We start from the raw sequence: 4,019 nt of genomic DNA, 5'->3' as shown, positions 1-4,019 counted from the left end.
GGCACAAAATTTCGCTCATGCTAAGCTGCGCGTACTCCACGCTGACGCGCCCGTAGCCTGTAGCCGTCACGAAGCCCCCCGCGTAGCCTTTTTGCTCCAAATTTTGCTTGATCTGCCAAGCGACTCTAACTGCGCTAAAGCCGCTTGACAGCAAAAACAGCTCGCAAAATTTGCCGTGCTCGTCCATAACGGCGACCTTTGACGACGCCCCGCCGATGTCGATACCGATAAAATGCATAAAATTTAAATCCGTCGAAAAATATTTCTACGCCGTAGAACTTTAGCGCAATCTTAGCTTTTTAAGACTTTTATATCGCTGAAATTTAGCGCGGGCTCGGTGCGTATTTAAATTTAGCCTCGCACCGCGTTTGAATCGGTTTTAAATTTAAATTTAGCGCTCGCGGGCGATTAAAATTCCGCTTAAAATCACCACCGCGATGCCCGCTAGCACGATCGGGCCCGGCAGCCGGTCGCCTAGCATAATTCCAAGCGCCATGCTAAAGAGGATATCGCTGTAGCTGATCGCAGCGACGATGCCCGCTTTGCGCGAAGCGGCGTAGGCGCGCGTCATATAAATTTGAAAGTAGATACCGCTGACACCCAGAAGCGCCACGAGCACCCAGCCAAAAAGGCTTGGCGGGTTGAAATAAGCGAGCCTCGCCAAATCCGCCCCGCTGAAAAGCCCTAAAATTTTGACCTCGCTATCACCGAGCGCCCAACCCGCAGCCATCATCATCGCGCTTAGAAAGGTAGCGGACGAGACGAAAACGAGCACGATGAGGTTGGTGGCGTAGTGTTTGCGAAGCTCGCGCACGCTCGTGTATGCAAGCCCCGCGCACATGCCGCCGAAGATTCCCACCGCATCGGTTACGCTGATGCCGATGTGCGGGCGCACGACGAGTAAAATTCCGCCAAAGCCGAGCAGTATCGCAAACCAACCGCGCGAGCTTAGCTTTTCGCCTAAGAAAAACGCCGAAAATAGCGCGGTGAAAATGGGCGCCGTCTTTTGGAAGGTAAAAGCGGTGCCAAGATCGATGTGAGCGATATTGTAGAAGGTCGCTAAGATACCGCAGCTGCCGATAAAACCGCGAAATGCGAGCAGCCACGGCTTGCCGCCCGGGCCCAGATTTTTTACCCGCCTTAGCGAAAACAGCACGATCGCGATGCCTACGACGTTGCGGAAAAACACGATCTCAGCGCTACTCATCCGCTCTGCCATGACCTTGGCCAAAGCGCCGTTTAGCGCGAAATAAAAGCTCGCTACGAGCATATAATAAACGCCCAGATGTTTCAGCCAAAACGCGGAGTAGAATTTTTGTTTCATCGCGCGCTACTTTCGGTTCGCCACAAGTGTGCCCGCGACGATGATGAGTGCCATGCCCGAAAGCGCCATGAAACCGGGCAGGGCGTCGCCTAGCAGCAGCCCAAATAGCGTCGAAAAGATGATGTCAGCGTAGCTGATCGTAGCTACTATGCCCGCTTTGCGCGTCGCGGCGTAGGCCTTGGTGACGTAGGTTTGATAAAACAGCCCCAGCAGCCCCAGAAGCACGGCAAAGAGCCAGCCCTGCGCGTTTGGAATTTTAAATTTGCAAAGCATAAAGCTAAGCGCGGGCGCATCTATAAATTCCGCCGCGATCATAAGCGCTACGGGCATCAGCGTGCCGGCAAGAAGCGCAGAGAGGATGATCGTATCGGAGCTATAGTATTTACGCAGCCCGCGCACGGAGGTAAGCGCCATCGCGGCGAATAATCCGCTTAAAATTCCAAAAATATCGCTCGGCTGCAAGCCAAACTGCGGCTGAATTACCAAAACGATGCCCACAAAGCCCAAGCAGACCGAGAACCAGCCCATCGCGCCGAATTTTTCGCCGAGGGTAAAATACGCGATGATCGCCGTCCAAATGGGCGCCGTTTTTTGAAAGGTAAATGCCTCGCCGAGGCTGATGTTGGCGATGTTATAAAAAAACACCATCAGCCCCAAAATCCCGATAATGCCGCGAAACGCGAGCGTAAAAGGATGACCGCCTTTGTTTGCTAAGCGCGCCGTACGGGGACGAGCCTTGATTTTATAAAGCAGGATCAAAAGCCCCGGTAGATTGCGAAAGAGCACGACCTCAAGCGATGAAATTTGCGTGCCCAAAAGCTTGGCAAAAACGCCCGTAAGAGAGTTGTAAAAGCACGCCATCAGCATATAATACACGCTTAGATGGTGCAGCAAGAAGTTGTTGTATTTCATCGCGCCCCTTTAAATTTGCGGAATTATACACGCATAATGATTAAATTTTAATATTCCGCCGTTTTAATATTTCGCCGCGCTGCCTGTTTTTGCGCGCCTGGCGCGACCGCTCGGTTTTGTACTTCGGCGCTTGTATGCGCGGAATAGTCAAAATTTACGCAGCGAGGGTTTTTGCGCTTTCGCACGGTTGCGCCCGTTTCACGCTTTGGTTGCTAGTTTTCTCGCCCAGGCTTCGGTTTTAAAATTTTATAAATTTACGTACAGCCCCGCCTCGGCGATGGATCGCGCGCCCTGGCGTCTTTTTACGAGCAGTGTTTTGCTAGTGCCACGATAAAATTTCGCTAAATTTAGCGCCTAAATTTTATAAAATTTTACCGCTTAGCTCCGCGAGCGAGCGCGTAGAATTTGGCTTTAATCTATTTTTGGTTATAATCGCGCCAAAAACTACAAGGACGAACGTGAAAAGTTTGATCATCATCGGGCGCCCCAACGTCGGCAAGTCGAGCCTTTTTAACCGCCTAGCGGGCGCTCGCATCGCCATCACGAGCGACGTTGCGGGCACGACGCGCGATACCAATAGGGCTGAAGCCGAAATTTTCGATCGTCGCGTGCGCGTGATCGATTCGGGCGGCCTAGACGACACATCCGAGCTGTTTGCGCGCGTGCAGACTAAGACGCTAAGTGAGGCAAAGAGCGCGGATTTGATAATCTTTATGACGGACGGCAAGCTGCTTCCGAGCGATGATGAGCGGCGGATATTTTTCTCGCTGCAAAAGCTCGGTAAGCCCATTGCTCTAGCGGTCAATAAGATCGACGGCAAGCGCGACGAGGAGCGTAGCTGGGAGTTTAACGAATTCGGCGTTAAATTTTTCCCGATCTCCGTCTCGCACAACAGCGGCATCGATGAGCTGAAAGAGTGGATCTACGGCTTTTTGGATCCTGCGCCCGCGCAGCAGGACGAGGATGAAATTTTTGATGATTTTATAGAGGGCTTTAACGACGAGGGCGAGCCGAAAGAGGGGCGCGACGAGGAATTTTATGCTAGTAAAACCATCGGCGTGGGTATCATCGGGCGGGTAAACGTCGGTAAATCGAGCCTTCTAAACGCGCTTGTGGGCTCGCAGCGCTCGGTCGTGAGCGATTATGCGGGCACGACGATCGATCCGGTGAACGAAAGCACGGAATTTGGGGGGCGCACGCTCGAGTTTATCGACACGGCGGGCATTCGCCGCCGCGGTAAGATCGAGGGCATCGAGCGTTTCGCGCTAAATCGCACCGAAAAAATTTTACAAAACTCCGACATCGCGCTTTTAGTGCTTGACGCAAGCGAGCCGCTAAACGAGCTGGACGAGCGCATCGCGGGGCTTGCGGCTAAATTTGAACTCGGGCTCATCATAATTTTAAACAAATGGGATCTTTGCGAGCGCGATTACGACGAGTTTTGCCGCGATCTGCGCGATAGGTTTAAATTTCTTTCCTACGCGCCGATCATCAGCGTCAGCGCGACGGACAGGAAGCGAATCCATAAAATTTACCCGCTCATTTTGGAGGTTTATTCAAATTTCACGCGCAAGCTCGGCACCGCAAGGATCAATGAAGCGGTAGAAGCCGCGATAAAGGCGCATCCAATACCTCGAGAGCGGGGCAAATCGGTTAAAATTTACTACGCCGCGCAGATCGGCTTTGCGCCGCCGAAGATCGCTCTTGTAATGAACCGCCCGCAAGCGCTGCATTTCAGCTACAAGCGCTATTTGATGAATAGACTGCGCGCGAGCTTTGCTCT

At 52.5% G+C, this 4,019-nt stretch carries 3 protein-coding genes and 1 pseudogene; 1 reads left to right on the top strand and 3 read right to left on the bottom strand.

The features are described from left to right. The 3 genes and pseudogenes from Q0236_RS09480 to Q0236_RS09470 all read right to left on the bottom strand — a co-directional run. Nucleotides 1-238, bottom strand: a pseudogene (locus tag Q0236_RS09480) (benzoyl-CoA reductase); the annotation flags it as partial. Between the two features lie 153 nt (nucleotides 239-391). Continuing rightward, nucleotides 392-1,324 carry a DMT family transporter gene (locus Q0236_RS09475; RefSeq protein WP_297917179.1) on the bottom strand — a complete coding sequence of 311 codons (933 nt, stop codon included), beginning with the start codon at nucleotides 1,322-1,324 and terminating at the stop codon, nucleotides 392-394. A gap of 6 nt (nucleotides 1,325-1,330) precedes the next feature. Further along, nucleotides 1,331-2,236 (bottom strand): DMT family transporter, encoded by a 906-nt coding sequence (locus Q0236_RS09470; RefSeq protein ID WP_297917177.1) that lies wholly within the window; start codon nucleotides 2,234-2,236, stop codon nucleotides 1,331-1,333. 458 nt (nucleotides 2,237-2,694) lie between these two features. On the opposite strand from Q0236_RS09470, the gene der reads away from it, so the two are divergent. Further along, the coding region (der, locus tag Q0236_RS09465; RefSeq protein ID WP_297917175.1) for a ribosome biogenesis GTPase Der at nucleotides 2,695-4,019 on the top strand (1,325 nt) is incomplete at its 3' end.

This window comes from uncultured Campylobacter sp. (assembly GCF_938031315.1).
In the GTDB taxonomy this organism is placed as follows: Bacteria; Campylobacterota; Campylobacteria; order Campylobacterales; family Campylobacteraceae; genus Campylobacter_B.
This window is presented reverse-complemented; position numbering and strand designations above follow the sequence as displayed.